At 41.2% G+C, this 21,260-nt stretch carries 22 protein-coding genes and 1 riboswitch; of the genes, 2 read left to right on the top strand and 20 right to left on the bottom strand.

Features of this window, described 5'->3' with window-relative positions; translation table 11 throughout:
- Window positions 1–93: 93 nt before the first annotated feature.
- The 6 genes from NSS78_RS10630 to NSS78_RS10655 all read right to left on the bottom strand — a co-directional run bounded on the left by NSS78_RS10630 (window position 94) and on the right by NSS78_RS10655 (window position 5,384).
- On the bottom strand, window positions 94–882 hold the full coding sequence (locus NSS78_RS10630) for a metallophosphoesterase (RefSeq protein ID WP_212045952.1): 789 nt from the start codon (window positions 880–882) through the stop codon (window positions 94–96).
- A gap of 87 nt (window positions 883–969) precedes the next feature.
- Complete coding sequence (locus tag NSS78_RS10635) at window positions 970–1,422, bottom strand: DUF2663 family protein (RefSeq protein WP_327839389.1); 453 nt, start codon at window positions 1,420–1,422, stop codon at window positions 970–972.
- 64 nt (window positions 1,423–1,486) lie between these two features.
- Window positions 1,487–2,248 carry a LysM peptidoglycan-binding domain-containing protein gene (locus tag NSS78_RS10640; protein WP_212045950.1) on the bottom strand — a complete coding sequence of 254 codons (762 nt, stop codon included), beginning with the start codon at window positions 2,246–2,248 and terminating at the stop codon, window positions 1,487–1,489.
- Complete coding sequence (locus tag NSS78_RS10645) at window positions 2,193–2,834, bottom strand: CPBP family intramembrane glutamic endopeptidase (RefSeq protein ID WP_212045949.1); 642 nt, start codon at window positions 2,832–2,834, stop codon at window positions 2,193–2,195. Before NSS78_RS10645 ends, NSS78_RS10640 begins: the two co-directional genes overlap by 56 nt.
- Window positions 2,831–4,339, bottom strand: coding sequence for an ATP-dependent DNA helicase RecQ (locus NSS78_RS10650; RefSeq protein ID WP_212045948.1), 1,509 nt, complete (start codon window positions 4,337–4,339; stop codon window positions 2,831–2,833). Before NSS78_RS10650 ends, NSS78_RS10645 begins: the two co-directional genes overlap by 4 nt.
- On the bottom strand, window positions 4,332–5,384 hold the full coding sequence (locus NSS78_RS10655) for a helix-turn-helix domain-containing protein (RefSeq protein WP_212045947.1): 1,053 nt from the start codon (window positions 5,382–5,384) through the stop codon (window positions 4,332–4,334). The genes NSS78_RS10650 and NSS78_RS10655 overlap by 8 nt, the downstream gene beginning before the upstream one ends.
- A 267-nt stretch (window positions 5,385–5,651) precedes the next feature.
- On the opposite strand from NSS78_RS10655, the gene NSS78_RS10660 reads away from it, so the two are divergent.
- Window positions 5,652–5,900 carry a ferredoxin gene (locus NSS78_RS10660; protein ID WP_003215700.1) on the top strand — a complete coding sequence of 83 codons (249 nt, stop codon included), beginning with the start codon at window positions 5,652–5,654 and terminating at the stop codon, window positions 5,898–5,900.
- A gap of 34 nt (window positions 5,901–5,934) precedes the next feature.
- Here NSS78_RS10660 and NSS78_RS10665 read toward each other — a convergent pair whose 3' ends face one another.
- The gene (locus tag NSS78_RS10665) at window positions 5,935–6,516 is read right to left on the bottom strand and encodes an ECF transporter S component (protein WP_012010414.1); all 582 of its coding nucleotides are present in this window, start codon (window positions 6,514–6,516) and stop codon (window positions 5,935–5,937) included.
- A 144-nt stretch (window positions 6,517–6,660) separates the two neighbouring features.
- A riboswitch (FMN riboswitch) is annotated at window positions 6,661–6,792 on the bottom strand.
- Window positions 6,793–7,079: 287 nt separating this feature from the next.
- Between NSS78_RS10665 and serA the strand changes: the two genes are divergently transcribed.
- Complete coding sequence (serA, locus tag NSS78_RS10670; RefSeq protein ID WP_012010415.1) at window positions 7,080–8,654, top strand: phosphoglycerate dehydrogenase; 1,575 nt, start codon at window positions 7,080–7,082, stop codon at window positions 8,652–8,654.
- 35 nt (window positions 8,655–8,689) lie between these two features.
- Here serA and NSS78_RS10675 read toward each other — a convergent pair whose 3' ends face one another.
- The 13 genes from NSS78_RS10675 to NSS78_RS10735 all read right to left on the bottom strand — a co-directional run bounded on the left by NSS78_RS10675 (window position 8,690) and on the right by NSS78_RS10735 (window position 21,250).
- The gene (locus NSS78_RS10675; protein ID WP_226803640.1) at window positions 8,690–9,334 is read right to left on the bottom strand and encodes a M23 family metallopeptidase; all 645 of its coding nucleotides are present in this window, start codon (window positions 9,332–9,334) and stop codon (window positions 8,690–8,692) included.
- A 100-nt stretch (window positions 9,335–9,434) separates the two neighbouring features.
- Window positions 9,435–10,544 carry a sigma X negative regulator gene (locus NSS78_RS10680; protein ID WP_327839391.1) on the bottom strand — a complete coding sequence of 370 codons (1,110 nt, stop codon included), beginning with the start codon at window positions 10,542–10,544 and terminating at the stop codon, window positions 9,435–9,437.
- Window positions 10,456–11,064: an RNA polymerase sigma factor SigX gene (gene sigX, locus NSS78_RS10685; protein ID WP_212045945.1), complete on the bottom strand. Its 609-nt coding sequence runs from the start codon at window positions 11,062–11,064 to the stop codon at window positions 10,456–10,458. Before sigX ends, NSS78_RS10680 begins: the two co-directional genes overlap by 89 nt.
- A gap of 201 nt (window positions 11,065–11,265) precedes the next feature.
- Entirely contained in the window at window positions 11,266–13,047 is a 1,782-nt protein-coding gene (locus tag NSS78_RS10690; protein WP_003216141.1) for an ATP-binding protein, read from the bottom strand.
- A complete protein-coding gene (locus NSS78_RS10695; protein ID WP_003215596.1) occupies window positions 13,044–13,766 on the bottom strand; it encodes a response regulator transcription factor in 723 nt (240 codons plus the stop codon). Before NSS78_RS10695 ends, NSS78_RS10690 begins: the two co-directional genes overlap by 4 nt.
- Window positions 13,767–13,853: 87 nt before the next feature.
- On the bottom strand, window positions 13,854–15,032 hold the full coding sequence (gene ccsB, locus NSS78_RS10700) for a c-type cytochrome biogenesis protein CcsB (RefSeq protein WP_050943828.1): 1,179 nt from the start codon (window positions 15,030–15,032) through the stop codon (window positions 13,854–13,856).
- Window positions 15,016–16,695, bottom strand: a complete 1,680-nt coding sequence (locus NSS78_RS10705) for a cytochrome c biogenesis protein ResB (protein WP_327839394.1) — start codon at window positions 16,693–16,695, stop codon at window positions 15,016–15,018. The genes ccsB and NSS78_RS10705 overlap by 17 nt, the downstream gene beginning before the upstream one ends.
- 1 nt (window position 16,696) lies before the next feature.
- Window positions 16,697–17,227 (bottom strand): thiol-disulfide oxidoreductase ResA, encoded by a 531-nt coding sequence (locus NSS78_RS10710; protein ID WP_327839395.1) that lies wholly within the window; start codon window positions 17,225–17,227, stop codon window positions 16,697–16,699.
- 90 nt (window positions 17,228–17,317) lie between these two features.
- Window positions 17,318–18,052 carry a 23S rRNA pseudouridine(2605) synthase RluB gene (gene rluB, locus NSS78_RS10715; protein WP_034620508.1) on the bottom strand — a complete coding sequence of 245 codons (735 nt, stop codon included), beginning with the start codon at window positions 18,050–18,052 and terminating at the stop codon, window positions 17,318–17,320.
- Between the two features lie 137 nt (window positions 18,053–18,189).
- On the bottom strand, window positions 18,190–18,726 hold the full coding sequence (locus tag NSS78_RS10720) for a spore maturation protein (RefSeq protein ID WP_003216139.1): 537 nt from the start codon (window positions 18,724–18,726) through the stop codon (window positions 18,190–18,192).
- Between the two features lie 4 nt (window positions 18,727–18,730).
- Window positions 18,731–19,318 (bottom strand): nucleoside recognition domain-containing protein, encoded by a 588-nt coding sequence (locus tag NSS78_RS10725; RefSeq protein ID WP_003215919.1) that lies wholly within the window; start codon window positions 19,316–19,318, stop codon window positions 18,731–18,733.
- On the bottom strand, window positions 19,306–20,457 hold the full coding sequence (locus tag NSS78_RS10730) for a D-alanyl-D-alanine carboxypeptidase family protein (RefSeq protein WP_212045944.1): 1,152 nt from the start codon (window positions 20,455–20,457) through the stop codon (window positions 19,306–19,308). Before NSS78_RS10730 ends, NSS78_RS10725 begins: the two co-directional genes overlap by 13 nt.
- A gap of 313 nt (window positions 20,458–20,770) precedes the next feature.
- Window positions 20,771–21,250, bottom strand: coding sequence for a YpuI family protein (locus tag NSS78_RS10735; protein WP_003215803.1), 480 nt, complete (start codon window positions 21,248–21,250; stop codon window positions 20,771–20,773).
- Window positions 21,251–21,260: the final 10 nt, after the last annotated feature.

The following is a 21,260-nucleotide window of genomic DNA, read 5'->3' on the forward strand; positions in this document are numbered from 1 at the left end:
TTTTGTATTCAGTTTACACTGTGTCAAGACGGAAGACAAGCATGAAGCTATGCTTACGGTGACTTTTATGGAAAATATTGAGGGCGCAGCCAGTCATCGCGTTTTTACAGGCATTAAATAGATCAGATGCGTTTCCGGTTCTGCCCCGAGACGCATTGGAATCTTTGTTGTTCCATAGCCATTACTAATGAGAAAAAATGCGCCTTTGACCTGACCTGTTCTTCCTTTTTCATACGGACCAAATTTCCCAATTCGAATCTGACCTCCATGTGTATGACCGCTCAAAACAAGGTCGATCCCCTCATCTTCACTCATTAAATGATGTACATCTGGGTTGTGTGATAAGAGAATATTTACGTCATCTTTCACAAACTCAGGTCGTATCGCTTCATAATCCGCCTTTTCAAGCCGAATATCATCGATGCCTCCAATTTTGATTGACTGGCCTTCGAAACCCCACACAGCTGTTTCATTTTGCAGGGTCGTCACATCGTAAGCATGAAGAATCTCTTTAAGCTTTTGCTGGTGCAGCTCGTGATCATTATTTCCCCAAACAAAATAAACGGGCGCAATTCTTGATAAACGTTTCACATTTTCTTCAATTCTGGCGTAGGGTACACCTTTTTCTGCTAAGTCCCCGCCTATCATAATGACATCCGGTTTTTCTTGTGTGACCTCAGCTAATAATGAATCACTAATCAGCCGCCGGTGTGTATCAGAAATAAAGAAAATCACTGCTGGTCGATCTGATTGAAGTGCTTCTATTGTAAAGTAATGCTTTTTGATGTTGTTTTGTTTTGCCGTTTTCACCATTTTTGCCGTTACACACACACCTGTTGTAACAGCCGCAATGGCGGCAGTAAATCCGATGGCATATTTCATCATAAATGGCTCCCTTGCATATGTGTCGTTCATAAGACGCTTGAATGAAAAAAGACGTTTCAACTATTAAAACGTCTTTTTACACATTTATTTACTTTCATAATAGAGATTAATGTCATATTGCTGCTGCATATAGCGAAAAACCGCTTCACGCTCTTTCCACTGGTCTGATTGCGGCCATAAGTCTGTGCTTTTTTGTATAATCTCACATCTAAGGCGATGATATTCATCCTCAGCCTTTTCTTCTTTTTTCTTATAATAATAAGATGCATAAAAAGCAAACACCTCAGCCATTATCCAAAATAGAAAGACCTCATGACTGAGCAGCGTTGCAATCATCGCTTCCGGCTGAAGCGAGCCTCCCTTATTTGCCGTTATCACAAAATAAAACAAAAGAATCGCCAGTGACAAAAGGGCTGTCCATTGCCACCTTCTACACTGCTTGGCAAAGCCCTCATATTTGTGCTTTCTTTTGATCAACGTTTCCATCATTTTCTGTGTCGGCTGATCCATATAGTGGCTGATTGCGTGCAAAGTCATCACATACACCCTGTCCCTTTTTTCTACATATGTATGTGCTTTTTCATTCGTTCATGTCAGGTAATTAGTTTTCCAATGGAATATTGAGTACTTGACCACTGTATACACTGTTCCCATTTAAATGATTGTAGGCTTTTATTTTCTCTTCACCTGATCGGCTTTTGTAATATTTCATCGAGATTCGATACAGGTTTTCCTCTGGGCCAACAGTGTGCTGGACGACACGAACTGGCTTTTCTTCCTGCTTCTTTTTCTCTTCGACTTCTTTTCGTTTTTTCTCTTCTTGCTGTTTTTGGAGGGCTAGCTGCTGCTGCTCACGCTTTTTCGCAGCTGCGGCTTTTTCACGCTCTTCTTTCTCTTTAGCAGCTTTTTCTTTTTTCTTTTGCTCTGCTTTTTCTTTTGATCGCTGCTTTTCTTTTTCTTCATCTTTCTTTTTCTTCTCTTCATCAGACGCATCCGCTTTATCAGCGGTTGCGTCATTTTTTGTTTCGGCTAGTGCTGACGGAACTGGGTCTGTGTCAGCACTTGAGGTTTTATCAATGTAGACATCTTGATTGTTATTATCGTTAATTTCCTTTGAAGTGTAGTAGATCAATAGAAAGAAAACAGTGATGACGATGATTGGAAAAATAATAGCCAATGTCGTAAACAAAGGATTGCGCACTTTTTTCGTACGCTGCTTCTTATATTCATGAAAGTCTTCTCGTGTAGGAAAGTGAGAGTCATCAGAAGGATGTACTTTTTCTTCAAGAATTTCCTCTACATTGTCGTCATGGTTGTTTGTGAGCTGCTCCTTCTTTCTCTGCATTCTCGACATTTCTTCCATGTTCATCCCTCCCCTTATATTTCAAACGAATTTGACAAGCAAAGACTAAGTCAATGACAAAATGTGTCATGACAGGAACAAACAAATTCCCCGTCCACTCGTATAAAAGTCCTAAAAAAATACTAATGGAACCCACGAGGATAAACAAGAGTATTTTTGATAAATAGCGAAAGTGAAGTAGCGCAAACACGATGCTGGCAATCTCAAGTCCAAATTGCTGTTGAACAATTCCGCGAAATAGTATTTCCTCTGAAAAGGCAATGAGAAGTGCTAACCAAACAATATGCGGGATGCTTCGGTTTTTGAACATCTTTTCATTTAAACCACCATCATCATACATATAAGCAGGAAACACCTTCATGACAATTGCATCCACAATAATGACGAGCAAAGCACCGCCAATTCCATATGTCAGAATGCGCATATCACGAATCTGCCAAAGGGCTGTAAATTCCGTCCATTGATCAAACATAAATATGCCTAGTAAAAAAGAAACGATAAGCATGAGCAGCTGCGTGAAATACAGCTGTTCTACGACTTGTCGATCGGTTAATTTTTCAATGATTCGGCGATGTTGTTCAATCAATGCTGCGCCTCTTTTGTCAGATGAAACATACGATCCAGCACAGTCTTCCAGTGTTTCATTTCATTCAGCTCCAATGATTGTTCTTTTTTTTCATAATCAGACAGGTTCAGTCCGCAAGAAGAGCAGCAATGCTTAGAGGACGCGCGCTCTGTTTGATCAAGCTGTTCGTGAAAGTATGATAACAGAGATTGTCTAAAGCAGTCATGATCCATGATCCGCTCTTTAAATTGCCACACTTTTTTTAGCTTTTCTGTTTGTCTGTCCTGCAATATTTCTTTTAGATTCATCAGAATTGCCGGGCGCTGTTCGGACTCATGCATCATGTAATAGTGCGTCAGCATTCTTGCACGCGTCTCCTGAAGCCCTGTTTCCATCAATCGTTCACGTAATTTTTTTTCATCATTTGTCTGCATTTGAGTCAGTTGTGATAAGTAGAAATCAATTTCTGGTTCGTCAAATCCTTCTGTTTGGATCAAGTGTAGCTGAATATCTGCATCCTCTTCTGTATATAAAAGAATGCTCACACTGTTTTTCCCGTCCCTTCCCGCTCTTCCAATCTCTTGCATAAATGCTTCAATCGATTGCGGAGGGCTCATATGAATGACAAACCGGATATTTGCTTTATCGATTCCCATGCCAAAAGCACTCGTACAGCAAATGAGATCAAGCTGACCGCTGATAAATTGCTGCTGAATGAGCATACGATCTCCTGCGTCCATTCCGCCATGATAAAACTCAACACGCTGATTGGTTTTTTGTTTCATACAGAGAGCAAGCTCTTCTGTCATTTGCCGGGTTGGGCAATAAATAATGCCTGGTCCTTGCAAAAAATCCGCAAGCTCAATGGCCCGTTTCTCTTTTGCTTCTTTCGATTCGTGCATTTCTTTGACTAAAGCAATGTTCGGACGGTTGACAGAATGAATATGAAAGTCTGGATGCTGCAATCTTAGCGTTTGCACAGTATCTTTTAGCGTTTGTTTCGTTGCTGTGGCTGTAAGAGCTAAAGCCACAGGATGACCTAACGCTTCTCTCCATTCTCCGAGCTTCGAATATTCAGGACGGAAATCATGCCCCCATTCTGATATACAATGCGCTTCATCGACGACAAACAGACCAATACGCATCGATTTGAGCTGTTCAAGCAGCACTTCTGACATTAATGCCTCAGGTGCGACGAATAGAAATTTATATGATGGCAAATGCCGAATGATATGTCGCCTCTCCTGAAAAGACAATGTGCTATTAAGCGCCGCCACTCGTTTTTCTCCGCGCATTTTCATTCGTTCGACTTGGTCCTCCATAAGCGATAAAAGCGGCGAAATAATCAGAACCAGCCCGTCTGTCATATAACCGGGAATTTGATAGCAAAGTGACTTTCCTCCACCAGTAGGCAGCATGGCAACCGTATCTTTTTGATGCAGTACACTTCGAATAATGTCCTCTTGACCTGCTTTAAATGTATCGTGGCCAAAGTATCGCATGAGCGTCTGATGAAGCTTATCCATTTGCTTTCACCATCCTTGTCAGTGCCAATCGTATTTGAAAATAAGTAAATGGATGCTCGAGTTTTTCTTTAATCAGCTTCATTTTATTTGTTTGCAGTTCTCTGGCTACAGCAAGGATCTCCCGCTGCTCTTTTATACTCACATAGGGATCTATTGAAAAGCTTGGCTCATGTATCGACAGCTCCACGATATGATCTTCAATCGTTGCCTTTTTTAATGAACGAATGTGAGCAATTTGTTCAATATCAAATCCTTTTTGGACAAGCTCAAGTGTTTTGTGAGTAGAAGTTGTTAACACGCGTTTAAATTCAAGGTCACCTACGAGCTTCTGCAAAGTCGGCGCCTCACCTTTTTGGGCAGATTGAATAAAATAATGGAGTACATTCCAAAAAAGCAAGTACACATACCACACATCTTCTTTCATCCACTCCGCCATTTGCTGATACGTACGCCCGATTCGTTCATGTGAGGTCAATGAGTAAACAAAAATCAGTGCCTCTTGATCACTTAGGTTCATTAGGAGTTTTTCTAGTTCATGATGCAGCTCTTCTGAAAGCTTGCTTTTCTGCTGATGCTGTTTCAAAAAAGATTTCGTCCAGCTTTGAACTGAGACATCTCTTTGTATTGGAACATATTGATGTGATCCAGCCATATGGTGAGAAAGCACTTGTACAAGTAAAGAGAGCCTCATCCATAGCATCTTTGCTTTATCGTGGTATTTGGCACCATGAAAATAAGCAGGCATCGGTTTTTCAGAGAAATGCTGGTGTAGCATTTGCTGCCCTGCTTCAGTGATACTCAGTGTCTCATCGTTTTTTCTAATATAGTGCTTCTCTTCAAGCTTTAAAGCAGAACGATTCAGCTGATCCCTCGTAAACCCCGGGTAACAGCCGAAGTACCTGGAAAGCTCAAACAAGCTGGCATCCTGTATGGTTTGAGATGATTTTTTTCCTTTAAAAAGATGGTAGACAGCACTAATGGAGCGTTCGCCGTTCAATTTATATACGCTGTCCATTAACATGACATCCAAATAATGAAGAGTCATTCATCAAAGCACCTGTCTTCCTGACAAAATTCGAATATTTTCTCCCTTTATTTTAACAGATTTCATACAAGAAGAAATGTTTAAACTCAATTTATGGGGGAAAGTTATGAACAAACCCTTATGTGATAAGCATTCTCAATCACTTTACAGTTGAAATGTGAATTTAAAATCATTACAATAAGGTTTGAGGAAATTGTTTTTTATCGGTGAAACTAAAAAGGTTAAACCATGTGTTCCATCGAACTATTTGGGAGGTATTTTTTTAACATGGCAAAATATACAATTGTAGACAAAGACACATGTATTGCTTGCGGCGCATGCGGTGCAGCTGCTCCAGACATTTATGATTATGATGATGAAGGCATTGCATTTGTTACGCTTGACGACAACCAAGGGACTGTAGAAGTTCCAGAAGTACTTGAAGAAGATATGCTTGATGCATTTGAAGGATGTCCAACTGACTCAATCAAAGTTGCGGACGAATCTTTCGAGGGTGACCCACTTAAGCATGAATAGTATAAAAGCCCCTTATGCAGGGGCTTTTTTTATATTAACTATTTTGAAGTCGGCGTTTATTTTCAAACCATGGACGCATTTTCACAAAAATGAAGCTAAATACGATGGTAATGATGATTCCTTTAATAAAGTTAAAAGGTAAAATCCCTGCTGTAATGGTCGTCTTGAGCGCATGATCTGATAGTTCAGGTGCGTTTAAAAACCATGTGTAAGCTGGCAGGAATAAGAAGTAATTTAAAATGCTCATCATCACAGTCATAAGTAATGTACCCATGATCATTGACCAAGCCATTCCTTTTGCTGATTTAATTTTTTTGAACATAAAGGCGACTGGTAAGATGAATAGTGTGCCTGCAATGAAGTTCGCGACTTGCCCAACTGGAACGCCGGACATACTGCCTTGAATGAGATAATGCAGAACATTTTTTAATGCCTCAACGGCAATTCCTGCACCTGGCCCATAAATTAAAATCGCAATAATCGCTGGGATATCGCTGAAATCAATTTTCAAATACGCTGGAAGCCCTGGGAAAGGGAAATCCAATAAGATTAACACGAACGAAATACTGCTAAGCATACTGGTGACGACTAAACGTTTTACTTTACTTTGATTCAATATTCTCTCTCCTTTTCGATCAAATCTTTCGAAAAGAGGATTGTTCAATTTCAGCCACAAAAAAACCGCTCATGAAAACAGGAGCGGGGAATTTAGGCTAGACAAATAAACGTGTGAAAAACCAAGTTTTCAACGTTTACGAACCTCCATCTTCTCCCATCCAGACTATACTGTCGGCTTCGGAATCACACCGAATCCTGCCAAAAAAGGCTCGCGGGCTTAGAGACTATGCTCATCACCGCCGGTAGGGAATTGCACCCTGCCCCGAAGATTGATCATTATTCAATTCGACATCATTATATATGATATATGAGCATTTGTACAGATAAAAATCCTGAGCAATTTCATCAGTTTTAAGAAATCGCAAAAAACTTAAAAATTATAATGACAAATACGAAAAAATTGGTTATCTTTTGTTTAAAGGTGTCCATTCTTTATAAAGACACTAAGAAATGTTCGTGTTTTCTTTTTCGCTTTACTGCTTTAATTTGATTGACACAGCGAAAAGGAATATGGTAAATTATCAGATATTTATGACGTTTATTTTAGGAGGAAATCTTACGATGTTTCGAGTATTAGTCTCAGATAAGATGAGCAATGATGGTCTTTTACCACTTTTAGAATCAGATTTTGTTGAAATTGTCCAAAAAAATGTAACAGAAGCAGAAGATGAATTACACACATTTGATGCCTTACTTGTCAGAAGTGCGACGAAAGTGACCAAAGAGCTTTATGAAAAAATGACTTCATTAAAAATTGTCGGCCGTGCCGGTGTGGGAGTAGACAATATTGATATTGATGAAGCAACCAAGCATGGCGTCATTGTGATCAATGCACCAAACGGTAATACGATCTCCACAGCTGAGCATACATTTGCGATGATCTCTTCACTCATGCGTCATATTCCACAAGCCAACATTTCTGTGAAATCAAAAGAATGGAACAGAGGTGCCTATGTTGGTGCAGAGCTTTATGGAAAATCTCTTGGGATTGTTGGACTTGGCAGAATCGGAAGCGAAATTGCCCAGCGTGCAAGAGCATTTGGCATGACAGTCAACGTATTTGACCCGTTTCTGACAAAGGAACGCGCAGAAAAAATCGGTGTCAATGCCAAGTCACTTGATGAAGTACTCGAAGTATCAGATATCATCACTGTACATACCCCGTTAACAAAAGAAACAAGAGGACTTCTCAATAAAGAAACAATTGCAAAAACGAAAAAAGGCGTTCGCCTAGTGAACTGTGCACGCGGTGGTATTATTGACGAGCGTGACCTTCTTGAAGCGCTTGAAAGCGGCCATGTTGCAGGAGCTGCACTCGATGTATTTGAGGTAGAACCTCCTACTGATAATCCGCTTGTAGACCATCCGCTCGTCATTGCGACTCCGCATCTTGGCGCATCGACGAAGGAAGCACAATTAAATGTAGCGGCGCAAGTATCTGAAGAAGTACTTCAATTTGCAAAAGGACTCCCTGTTATGTCATCTATTAACCTACCAGCGATGACAAAAGACGAGTTCAAAAAAATTCAGCCTTATCATCAGTTTGCAGGAAAGCTCGGACGTCTTGTCTCTCAATCAATGAGAGAACCTGTAAAAGAAGTAGGCATCTCTTACGAAGGCTCTATTTCAAAACTCGAAACATCCTTTATTACAAAAAGTCTTCTGTCAGGCTTTTTAAAAGAGCGTGTTGATTCGACTGTAAATGAAGTCAATGCTGGAATGGTGGCAAAAGAACGCGGCATTAGCTTTAGTGAAAAGATTTCTTCCAGTGAATCTGGTTACGAAAACAGCATTTCTATTGAAGTCAAAGGCGACCTTTCAACCTTTACTCTAAAAGCAACCTATATCCCGCATTTAGGAGAACGCGTTGTTTCCATTAATGGATTTAATATTGATTTTTATCCAGATGGACACCTTGTCTACATCCAGCATACTGATGCACCTGGTGTAATTGGAAAGGTTGGACAAATTTTAGGCGACCACGATGTCAACATTGCGACAATGCAGGTAGGACGTAAAGAAAAAGGCGGCGAAGCCATCATGATGCTTTCTTTCGACAAGCATCTTGAGGACGAAATTGTCAAAGAATTAACCGAAGTGCACGATATACTTTCTGTCCGTCTGATCGACCTATAAAAAATCATGATAAACCTCATGCACATGCATGAGGTTTATTTTTTTGAAACCATTAAACGATCTCCCGTTCGGATGAGATGAGTAGTCAGCTCATTGATCTGTTTCAATTGTTCCACAGTCATCTCATGCGCCTTTGCAATCGACCAAAGGGTATCTCCTTGTTTAATGAGATATGTATTGTTCTCTTGTCCGTTTACATGTAGAGCCGGCTCTTGGAAGCGATCCATTGCAATGATTGTGAGTGGATCTACCGCATCTTCTTTGCTGACTGACCAATGCCCCCTGTGCACCTCAAAATGCAAATGAGTGCCTCTAGACGCCCCTGTGTTGCCGATAATGCCGATCGGCTGTCCTGCTTCTATATGGTCACCCTTTTTAACAAAACGCTCGTGTAAATGTGCATAGACGGTTTCATATCCATTTGGATGCTGGATAAACACAACCTCGCCATATGTAGCAGATACATACGAACGCGAGACCTCACCTTCACTTGCAGCAAAGATGGATTCTCCTTCTGGCGCAGCTATATCTAATCCCATGTGCGAGCCGCCTCTTGTCCCAAACAAATCTGTGACTTCTCCTTTTATCGGCTCCACCCATTCGCTTGTTTCCTGTGCATGAGCAACAGGTGAAAAGATCATCAAAAAACAGCTGGCACATATGAAGCAATACCTTTTCATTAGTGACTCCCCTTCTTTGAGGTTCTTTTTATGACAGCTTAGTATACAGCAAGGAAGCTATTTTCTATACATCAAAAAAGAACGCAATTTCTTGCGTCCTTTAACGGTCTTTTATGACAACTGGATTCGGCAGAGCCGGCACCTCTATCGGTTCTTCTAATTCATACGGACCAACTTGATCTGTTCCCGCCTGTTGAATGGTGACCTCTGTAAAACCAAAATCTTTCGCTGAGAGCAGCAGACCTTCAATGAGTAAAATATGATCATTTGAGTCCGATAATTGCGCTGATGCTCCAAACGTAATGGTCACATGTTTTCCTTTAGACGTCACTTCTTTAATCGGTTCGTCTTTAATTAATGGATTAAGTCCTGCATCGCTTGTACGCTTCATAGCTTCTACCGCATCTTCATACGATGAATAATGCGTTTTTGAAGGCACCAAAAAAGTCCCGCTCTTATTCTCTAAAACATAATAAGCGTGCTTTGTTTGTTTTTCAATCGATATTGTTCCAACGCTTCCATTTGCTCCTAGTTGAAGGTGAGAACCTTTGGCTGTCTTGACTTGCACCTGCTCATATTTGCTCCATTTTAGCGTTTCTTTTACCATATCTTTAAACCTGCTGGCTTCTTTTAACGTATCAAGGGACAAATCACTTTTTAATTGAAAAACAAGTGTATCTCCTTTTTCACGAAGGTCCACCATATCCATATAAGATTGAAGAGGCTTTGTCATTTCAGGCAGCTGCACCTGTTCATATGTGTTCACCATATCCTGCAAATGATCATACTCATCCTCTTTTTCAATGCTAATCGGAACCACTTGAGAGGTCGATTCATCTATGTATGCTATGGTCATAAACTTTTGCTGCTGCTTACGAGACACAACGTGTGAGGGGCCATTAGTCTGTTTGACCGCCTCTAATGTGGCGTTTACCTGACTTTTGTCAGCACTTGAGTCCATTTTCATTTGCTGATGATGATCTTGAGCAGCCGGCTGAAATAAATGAGGAGAAATTAAAAACGCCATAAATAAAACCACAACGGTTGCGACCGCTGGACCGATCCATTTGGCACTTTTCTTTTTCTGCCCGCTTGCCATCAGCATCTGCTGGTATATCTGCTTAGATGAACGGTTGTCCTCCACCTTTGGAAGCTGACTTAGTAACACCTTGATTCGTTCTTCGCTCCAATCGGACCTGTTCGTTTTCATTCACTAGCTCCTCCTTCAAAAGCTCCATATGTTTTCGGAGCACTTTCAGGCCTCGGTGCTGCGTTGTTTTGACTTTGCTTTCCGAGAACTTTAGCGCCTTTGCCGTCTCCATGATTGAGTAGCCCTGGATAAATCTTAAAATGATGACAGCTCGTTGATCAATCGTGCACTGATCAAGTGCGGCATAGATTTCTTTTACATTTTCATCCTGTACAGCTAGTTCGTCTGGGAGCAAGTCTGGGTCCTTTACATCCTGCTTATCCCAATCAAACGTGCCGAGTACCCGTTGTCTAATGGTTTGCTGTTTGCGAAACCAATCAATTGCCACATGCCTCGCAATTGAAAACAGCCATGTTTTCTCGCTGCTTCTTCCTTCAAAAGTTTTATATGAGTGAAGTACCCGGATGTAAACCTCCTGAACGAGATCCTCTGCCTGATTTTTATCTTTAACCATATAAAATAAAAACTGGTACAAATCTTGATGGTACGAATCATATATTTTTTGAAAGGTTTCTTGCATAGGAAACCCCTCCGTTCACTTATTTTTGTCGAGTGACTCTTAAAAAACGTTACATTACAACTTTATGACAAATATATTACAAGTTCGACAATTTGGGAAGGGCTTTTTGTTTAACTTCTCCTTAAAAATATGAAAATAAAAAAACACTTCTTTTTCTTTCGAAAAGAAGTGTTTCTCATGTAACAAGATTCTTCGTCAGGATTAGACGAGTTCCTGCTTTTTTCTCGGAATATAAAAGGTAAAGTGTGTACCAGTACCCGCTTTGCTATGTGCATGAATGGAGCCTTGATGTGCTTCTACGATATTCTTCACAATCGCAAGACCAAGTCCAGTACCAGAACGCCCTCTTGTTCTTGCCTTATCCGCTTTATAGAATCGTTCGAAAATAAATGGCAAATCCTCTTCCGGGATTCCGCTTCCTGAATCTTTCACATCCATTTTCAAACCGCTTTCCACCGATTGAACCGAGAAGTGAACCTCTCCGCCTTCTGGTGTATGACGAATGGCGTTATCAATAAGATTCGTAAACACCTGCTCAATCTTATCCGGATCGAGTACAAAGTACGGTTCATCCACTTGAATGTCATATGTGAGATCAACTTGCTTTTCTTTTGCTATACCAAGAAACTTGCGGTAAATCTTCTCGGTCAGCTCTTCTGTATCTGTTGATTCAAGATTCAGTGTAATATGGCCAGCTTCCATTCTCGCTAGGTCTAGAAGATCGTTCACAAGACGTCCCATTCGAAGTGATTCGTCGTAAATAATTTGCGCAATCTCTTTCTTTTCCTCTTCTGAGCCAGCAATATCATCTACAATTGCCTCACTATATCCTTGCAGCATAGCAATTGGAGTACGAAGTTCATGACTGACATTGGCAATGAAGTCTTTTCTCAGCTTATCAAGTCTTCGTTCCTCTGTCATATCACGAAGGACCGCAACTGCTCCCCTAACGTCCTGCTGATTATAAAGCGGAGACATGAGAAGAACCCAAGTACGTCCTTGCAGTGTGACTTCAATCATTTGCTCTTTTTCCGTGCTGACGGCTGTATGAAACAATTCTCGCGCTTCTGGAGGCAGTTCATCTCCATCTTTGATCTTCATATTTTGCTCGTAATACCATGCCTGCAAGAATCGTTCTGCAGGAGGATTCGTCATGAGGATCGTTCCATCAATATTGATGGTGATGACACCATCAGCCATACTGCTTAAAATATTGGACAAATGCTCTTTTTCTTGATTTAAAGCTGTGATATGAAATTTAAGCTGCTTGCCCATTTGGTTAAAGGCGATGGCCAGTTCTCCAATTTCGTCTTGCGTTAATATAGGAATCTTTGTATCAAATTTCCCTTTCGCCAGATCCTGCGCTCCCTCTTTCATCTTTCTAAGAGGATAGGTGACACGTGTTGATAAGAAGAACGCGAAAATAGTGGTCAGAACAATGGCAATTCCGGCTGCTAGGAAGATATAACGCGTCGTATGTTTTGTTGTTTGCTCTACCGCAAGTAATGATTGAGAAAGAAAGACCATGCCTTTTTTTCCGTTTGCCTCAAATGGAACACCGACAACAATTCGTTCATCCTTATGATTGCCTGCATTTGGTTCTGCACGTTTACTGATTTTTTTACGATCTTTTAGTGCTTGATTCAAATCACCGTCTGCTTCAATTTGTTTCTTTGTAATCGCAGGAAGCTTCCCGTCTTTTTCAGACGAATACCACTCTAGCCCGTCCTCTTGGATAATCGCAATACTCGTCAATTTGTCAGCAAGCTCTGATGTAATCGACCTTGCGAGTGATTGATCGTCATGGCTTTCTAAAATGACCGCCACTTTATTTGCCATTTGCGTTAAATCTGACTTTGCTTCTTCTACATGGTAATTTTCAATGAACTCTAAAAGAAGCACGGTTAAAATAGATAAAACGATGAGGACGAGGAAGAGAATGGTTAACCATAGCTTTCCAACGACACTTTTCCACAGTTTCATTCAGCGCCGACCTCAAATTTGTACCCGACACCCCATACCGTCACGATTTTTTTCGCAGCTTCTGGTGACACTTTATTCAGCTTTTCGCGAAGTCGTTTGACGTGGGTATCGACTGTTCTCAAGTCTCCAAAGAATTCATACTGCCATACTTCTTTTAACAGCTTCTCTCTGTCATAAACCTTATCCGGTGTTTTCGCAAGGAAATATAAAAGCTCATATTCCTTCGGCGTGAGACTGACTTCTTTGCCATCAGCTGTCACTCTATGCGCGTCGTGATCAATTGAAAGATGAGAAAACACAAGGACGTCTTTTGTTGTTGTCCCAGTATTGAGATAAGACGTTTGAGAAGATCTTCTGAGCAATGCTTTCACACGTAAAACAACTTCACGCGGGCTAAAAGGTTTGACGATGTAGTCATCCGTACCTGCTTCAAACCCTTGCACGCGGTTGGCTTCTTCTCCTTTTGCCGTCAGCATAATGATTGGGGTCGCTTTTTTGTCTCGAATTTGATTACACACTTCGATCCCATCTGTACCAGGCATCATTAAATCGAGCAAAATGAGGTCATAATCTGTTTGGAGTCCCTTTTGAATGGCCTCATCTCCATTTTCCGCTTCATCGATTTCATAATTTTCACGTTCTAAATACATTTTTAAAAGGCGGCGAATTCTTGCCTCATCATCTACGACTAATATTTTCGTTTGAGTTGTGTGTTCCATTAGACAATCCTCCTGCTTTCTCCGTTGTTACATTCATTTTAACAAAAAGCCGAATCGATTCATAAAAAGTTGGCCTTTTTCATGTGATTACGCGTAAGAATGAAGCCCTGCAATCACAAGATTGACAAAGATGAGATTAAACATAATGATGGCGAATCCGATGACAGCTAACCAAGCGGACTTTTCGCCATGCCAGCCCCTGGATAAGCGAAGATGAAGGTAGGCTGCATAAAAGAGAAACGTAATCAATGCCCATACTTCCTTCGGGTCCCAGCCCCAGAACCGAGTCCATGCAATTTGCGCCCAGATCATTGCAAAAATGAGCCCGCCTAACGCAAATACAGGGAAACCAATGGAAACAGCTCTGTATCCAATTTCATCGACTAAATCTAGGTTCACCTGCTTCACGAGCGGTTGAAGCAGAGCACTCAGTCGTTTGCGAATGATCAAGCGAATCAGTCCATACAAAATCAGCCCCGTGCCGAATGACCATAACACCGTATTGACCTTTCTTCCTGAAAAAACAGGCGGCAAATCAACAAACGGTTCCAAACGATCTTGCGTCACAAGCTCTCCTTTATGAGGTCCAACTAGAGCTGGCAGCTCATAGACCATCACACTTTCCTCTTTATTTTTATCGACCCAATTAAATTTCGCTTCGTATCCTGTCATTCTAAAGATGGACGTGACTGCGATAAATGCAAGTGTCACAACAATCATAAACATGACAAGCTCTAAACCAAATGTCTTCTTACCTGGTTTTGTTTGATCGACATGCTTTAATAAGAAGATGACACCTGCCACAAAGCTGATCGCTAAAATAGCTTGCCCTAGTGCTGCTGTTGTCACGTGAATATAAAGCCAATTACTTTGTAATGAAGGAATTAGCGGTGATATATCAGATGGGAACATACTTGCATAGGCAATAATCAATAAAGCGATTGGAAGTGTAAATAAACCAAGTACCGACACTTGATACACAAAATATAAAATGATGAATGCGAGCACAAGCATCATGCCAAAAGCCGTTGTGAATTCAAACAAATTACTGACTGGTGCATGACCAGACGCCATCCACCTTGAAATAAAGTAGCCAAATTGACTTAAAAAACCGATGATGGTGAGCGTAATACCGATAAGTGCCGCCTTATTTCTGCGCGGTCCATCAACTTTCTTTTTTCCTTTAATGGCACCACCAAAAAAAGGAACTGCCGCTAAATACAATAGAAAAGCTGCAAATAACAGGTTTTCACTGACTGCTGCCATCTAATCCTTCCCCCTTGCTTTTGCTGATACTTGTTGTATCAGGCAGTTCTTTTTGATCAACTGGCTGTTTGATGCCACTGTCACTTAGGATCACGCCAAGATCAGACTTTAACCCAAACCAGTTTTTGTTTGTGTGTCCTGCCACGAATACTTTTCCATCCTTTGCAGACAGCCAAATTCTTCTATGCTGCCAATACATCCCCTGCACGACACCAATCATGAAGATGATCCCGCCTACGATGAGCACCCCAAGAGTTAAATCTTTTCTCACCGTCAATCCCGTGACGTTTTTCGTTTCCACTCGATCAAACTTCATTTTATATAGGTTATTATCAGAGCCCTCTACTGTCTCTTGAATCGCCACAAAGCTTTTTTCACCTTTAGGCTTTTCAGGAGAAACCATTTCAAACACGAAAGCAGGATTATTCGGATTCCTTGTTTTCGTACTCGGCGTTCCATCATCGTCAAAATAAAAATCAGGGAGATAGCTCATCACTTTGACTTTGTAACCGCTACCAAGATCATATTCTGACTTAGGCTCCAGCAGATTAATCTTCACTGTTCCGAAAGATTTTTCAGTATCTTTACGAATCAGCTGAAAGACCATTTGATCGAGTTCATTTTGTTTAAAATCCACTTGATATAATGAGAAATGATCAAACTTGAGCGGTTCGTTCACTTTAATATCATGTTCTGATACCTGCTTCAGCTTGGGCTTTTCACCAAACACAACTTCCCCTTCACGTTTGTATAAAGTGGCATCGGTTTTATAACTTTTCACTACTTGACCGTCGCCAGCTCTTTCAATCGCATTCTCAAACACTTCTTTTTCATTTCCAGTTTCATAGCGGTCAATTGAAAACGCATTATTTTTCAAAAAATATTGACCATCTGTGCCTGGAATTGGGGCAGTTTCACCCTCTCTAACCCACAGCGTTTCATCCACATACATGCCTGGGACAAACCGGAGCATCGATCCAATGAGAAAGATGATTAATCCAATGTGATTGACGTAAGGGCCCCAGCGTGAAAAGCGGCCTTTTTCCGCTAAAATATGTCCGTTTTCTTCTCGCACGCGGTAACGCTTTTGTTTCATTGCTTTCTTGATGCCTTCATATGTATGCTGATCTAACGTTTTGTCTGTCTCACTGAACAGACGCTGTCTTCTCATAAAGCCTTCTTTTTTAATAACCCCTTGGTTTTTGAGTGCTCGATAAAGAGGAATAACCCGGTCGAGACTGCAAATGACAAGGGAGATTCCGATGGATGCAACTAAAGCTAAAAACCACCAAGAATTATAAAGATCATGGAATCCAAGTGTGTAATACAGCTTGCCAAACGACCCATATTGCTCTTCATAATAGGTGGAAGCAGATGCACCTGGCCGAATAAATCTCTCCTGCGGAAAAATCGTTCCTAATGAGGAAGCAAGCAGTGTGATGACAATCAGCCACACACCCACCTTAACGGAAGAAAAAAAGTTCCATACTTTATCAACAATCGTTTTGTTGTATGTTTGCGAGCGTCTCGCACTGCCGTCATATCTCATATCAAGCAGCTTTGAAGAGTTTTTCTCTTTAGCCGCAATAGGATTCCCGCAGGATTCACATAAAACAGTACCGATTGGATTAATATGTCCACACTCGCATTTTACCTCTTTCATTCTATGACCCCTTTGGTTTAATCAAATTCATATAATCATAGACATTACGTTCTGTCATGGTTCCCTTTATGACTTTGATTACCTTGCCTTCAGGATTAATTAAAAATGTGGTTGGCAGCGGCGTAATATCATATGCCTCTGTCACTTGACGATCCTTGTCCATGGCAACAGGAAAATTCACGCCATAGGACCCCATAAAATTCTTCACGGCAATATTGGATTCTGCAACATTGACTGCAACAATTTCCACACCGCGATCCTTGAACACTTCATATTGATTTGCCATGTAAGGGAATTCTTGTTTACATGGACCACACCAGGTCCCCCAAAAATTAAGAAAGACACCTTTGCCTTTTAAGTCCTTTAATTCAATCCGTTCCCCATCCACAGATTGAAGGACAAAGTTTGGCGCAATAGTTCCTTCTTTGACCCGATCCTGTTTGGCAAATACTGAGTTATACATGGTATAACATAGTGCAGCAAGCATCACGAGGAGAATGCCTGTCCGTATGAAAAACCGTCTTTTTTTCATCTGAAGTACCCCTTCCCCATAGACATTCAGGTAAATTATAGCATTCTCCTTCTTTTGATGCTTCTTCATTTTTTGAAGTTTATGTGAAAATTAAAAAGCGCTTTTCCCGTGATCTGCAATTGCTCTCAGGCGCTTTACTTCATGCGGTGTTAATTCTCTGCGGTCTCCTGGTCTCATGCCTTCAATATGAAGGAACGCATATTGCTCTCTTTTTAGCTTTAACACATCATGACCGATCGCTTCAAACATGCGGCGCACTTGTCTGTTTCTGCCTTCATGAATGGTTAATTGAACGATAGATGTCTGCTTTCGTTTATCGATAGAAAGCATCTTGGCACGAGCACGTGCAGTCTTTTTATGATCTAACATAATCCCTTTTTCTAGCTTTCTAAGCAATTCCTTTGATGGGATGCCTTTTAGCTTCGCTGCATATGTTTTATCAATTTCGTATTTCGGATGCATGAGCTTATGGGCAAATTCCCCGTCATTTGTAATTAAAATCAAACCGCTCGTATCATAATCTAAGCGGCCGATTGGATAAAGGCGCTGCGGGACGTCATCAAAGAAATCTGTGACAACCTTACGTCCTTTATCATCCTCGGCAGCTGAAATGACGCCGCGCGGTTTATAAAGCATAAAGTAAACCGGTTCTTCTCTTTCAAGCTTTAATCCGTTGACTTCAATTTTATCTGAAGAGCCCACTTTTACTCCGAGCTCTGTCACTGTTTGACCATTAACGGTAACTCGTCCTTCTTTAATTAATTCTTCTGCCTTTCGTCTAGAAGCGACGCCGGCATGTGCAATTACTTTCTGTAAACGTTCCATTTTGTCTTTCACCTCATGTACTATCTTACTTGCTTGACTTAAAACAAACAAGCATTCGTGGAAAAATAAGCGATTCGTCTGTTTAATTTCAGCTAAAAAGCAATTTTCCATCCATTGAAAGACAAAAAAGCGCCTCATTAGGCGCCGCTAAATAACAAACTGACGATGATGACAGATGCAATGATGCCAATGAGGTCCGCTAACAGACCTACTTTCAGCGCATCTCCCATTTTTTTTATACCGACTGCCCCAAAATAGACCGTTAAAATGTAGAGAGTGGTATCAGTTGACCCTTGCATGACAGCTGCGAGCTGTCCGATAAATGAATCTGGTCCATATGTCGCAATGAGGTCTGATGTCATCCCGAGTGCAGCTGTGCCAGATATCGGACGAATAAACGCAAGCGGCACTACTTCTGCCGGGAAGCCGATCGCTGTAAACACGGGTTTTAACAGTCCCATGACAAAATCAAGCGCACCAGACGCGCGGAATATCGTAATGGCCACGAGCATGCCGACTAAATAAGGAATGATTGAAAAGGCAATTTGAATACCTTCTTTCCCGCCCTCGACAAATGTTTCATAGGTCGGTACCTTTTTAATGGTTCCCGCAATTAAAATTCCTGCGATGATCAGTGGGATCAAAGCAAGTGACAGCCAGTTAATAAATGACACGAGATCACCCCCGCCTGCTTCTGCGATAGTGGAAATAGCGATCAATGAGAATGGCACCAATGCCTGAAATGAGTGTCGCCAAAATGGTTGGCCCTACAATGTCTGTTGGCTGATCTGCACCATAGGTCATTCTAATTGCAATGACGGTTGTTGGCACGAGTGTGATAGAGGATGTGTTGACCGCTAAAAATGTAATCATGGACCGGCTTGCTTCATTTTTCCCGCCGTTTAATGCTTTCATCTGCTCCATTGCCTTAATCCCAAGCGGTGTAGCGGCATTCCCGAGACCAAAGAAATTCGCCATCAGATTGGACAAAATATATCCCATCGCAGGATGGTTAGGCGGAATATCCGGAAATAGCTTTGAAATAAAGGGACGGCACAATTTACTAAAGAAATGTAACAAGCCTGCCTCTTCTGCAATCTTCATCAGCCCGAGCCAAAAAACGAGGACACTAATCAGACCAATTGAAATGGTCACTGCTTCCTTTGATCCCTTAAATACAGCTTCGTTTACTTCCTCCATCGTTCCGTTGAACATCGCGTACACAAGACCGATGACAGTGAGGAATACCCAAATTAGATTGACCATGAAGATCCGCCTATAGATGTCTGAAAGACAGACTTAAACATTTCTTGGAAGCTTTTTTGAGGCATTCGATTTCGTTTATTTTCATAAAAAATCGGTACTTGCTCGATCACCTGTCCATCTAATAAAAACGTCATTTTCCCTACAACATCCGGGATGGCCTCGGCGTTTTTTTTCCACTTCTTTTGAGGAGTAAGCATTTCCGTTTCAATTTCTACTAGCTTTTTCTCATCTTCATTTAAAAAATAGTCCACATCACGTTTGATAAATGCTTTTTTTTCGTAAAAGGTTCCTTTTAATGAAGCGAGTCTTCCTTTTTCAGCAAGTACGTACGTTTTATAGTGATCAAATGCATATTCAAACATAGAGATATGATCCTTCCAATCATCTGGCGCATTAATGGTCACAGCGATAAGTGCCGCATCCCCTTTTGCCGCAGTAGAGACAAGTGTGCGTTTTGCAAGCTTCGTATATCCCGTTTTCCCACCAGTTGAATATTTGTATAATCCGGTGACCAGCTTGTTTTTATTTTTCCAATAGCCTTCCATCGTTTTTGCTTTATAGAAAGTCGTGCCTGCAATTTTTTGATATTGTTTATGCTCCGTGGCGTATTTTGTTAAGATAGCCATGTCATAGGCTGATGAATAATGATGTTTATGATCATCGAGTCCATGCGGATTTTGAAAATTCGTATTCTCCATTCCTAGTTCAGATGCTTTTTGATTCATCATAAAAATAAATCCTTCTAAGCTGCCGCCCACATGCTCTGCAATGGCAACAGCTGCATCATTTCCAGAACGCAGCATAAGCCCGTATGTCAAGTCTTCTAGGCTCACCTTCTGCCCTTCTTTTAAATAAATCGATGAGCCCTCTGCTTGTATCGCGCGCTTTGATACTTTGACGGTGTCTTTCATTTTTCCTGATTCAATGGCTAATACTGCCGTCATAATTTTCGTAATACTGGCGATTCTTCTTTTTTCATGCTCGTCCTTTCCAAATAGGACTCTGCCTGACTGTCCATCTATTAAAATGGCGCTTCTTGCACTCACTGATAATGACATATCTGCTTTGGCATGTGAGGAAAAAGGCAGTAAGAGTGTAAATAGAAGAAGGACTGCTGTTCCAATTTTTAAATAGGGCATGTTCATTCACGTCCTTGTCCGTTTTGTACAAGTGTATGCGCGGCTGAAAAAGTTATGATGCCTCGTCCATAAAAAAAAAGCGTCTCTATATGTAGAGACGCTCAGATTGTCGACAAAGGGCTAAAATGAACCTTATTTTAGCCCTTTGTCTTCTTTTCAGCGTGATAGAAAACCTTTGCAGTCTAGGAAGGACGAGTACTGGCGCGGAGCGAATTTGACATTCGTGAGCACCAGCACGCAGGACTGACAACGAATGCGAGGGTTTGTCTACACGCTGAGCGTCTCTATATGTAGAGACGCTCCTTCCTCTTGCTTATACCATTTTCATTTGCTGATGAGATGTCGTATATTCTAGCTCTTCTCTCATCGCTAAAAAATCTTTTTCTAATGAAGAAAATAATCGTTTGATCTCAGCGGATACTTCATGGTGGAAAACAATGCTGCTCTTTCCTGTATATGCGGAACGGCTGTCTTCATACCATGTATCCTTTTTCGGCGTGAAAAACTCTTCAATACATTGATGATAAATACGGTGAAGCGTCTGCTGCGCGGCTTGCTGCGGGAATGTCTGCTGCTGGCTGATTTTCCTGCAAACTGCCGCTGCATCCTCGCTGTACACTGCAAGCTTCCGTAATGTATTCAATATGTCACAATAATAGGCTTCCGCTTCAGGGTTTAATCGTTTCATACTTGATAAGGTAGCTTCGTTCAGAAAACCATTCATTTCAGTTGCAACCTTTGATAAAAAGACGCCTGCTTGATCAACTTGAGCCTTTACATTCATATGTGCCATTTGTTTTGTG

Source organism: Bacillus sp. FSL W8-0920 (assembly GCF_038593215.1).
Taxonomy (GTDB): Bacteria; Bacillota; Bacilli; order Bacillales; family Bacillaceae; genus Bacillus; species Bacillus pumilus.